Here is a 647-nt window from a genome sequence, read left to right on the forward strand (position 1 = left end):
TAACGCCGCTTGATCCAACATGGTTTGAAGAGTTGGATACTAAAGTTTATTGGCGTCATACCGAAGTGGTCACAGACACCAATCGCTTAATGAACTCTACCGACGCCAATGGTCTGCTGATCAAGCGCCGCGAACTTGAGCACAAAACATTTACCGATAGCACCGTCGGTTTGAGAGCGGATTTCAAACAGACGCTTCACGCCTCATCGGCTGAGCACAAGTTAGCGTATGGCGTTGAGATAGCATCGGATTACTACCAACGGGAAGATAATCAGAAAGTCCTCGATTGGACGGGTTCCAACGCATCGCAAAAACAACCCTTTGCCGCTGCACGTGCATACAACATTGGGCTTTATTTCCGTGACATGATTGAGCTGGAGAAATGGACATTGACTGGCGGTTTGCGTTTCGATGCGCACCGACTTTCACCTGATGGCCAGAATGATATCGGTGGATATCCACTGAAAGATATCGACAGTTCTGAAATTTCACCAAGTTTGTCGATTTCTCGTGAAGTGTTCGAAAACAACCGAGTTTACCTCTCTTACGATCACGGCTATCGAGCGCCAGAATACGATAAGGCGTATGGCTTCGTAAGCCACGACTTTGTGCCGCTGACGCCTTTTGTTATTGCACCAAATATGGAT

1 protein-coding gene is annotated in these 647 nt (G+C 47.4%); it reads left to right on the forward strand.

Going from position 1 to position 647, the window contains the following annotated elements:
- Nucleotides 1–647 (forward strand): TonB-dependent receptor domain-containing protein (locus R7Q48_RS28220; protein ID WP_318133620.1); only part of this gene is annotated, 647 nt, incomplete at both ends.

Source organism: Vibrio sp. 378, from assembly GCF_033339435.1.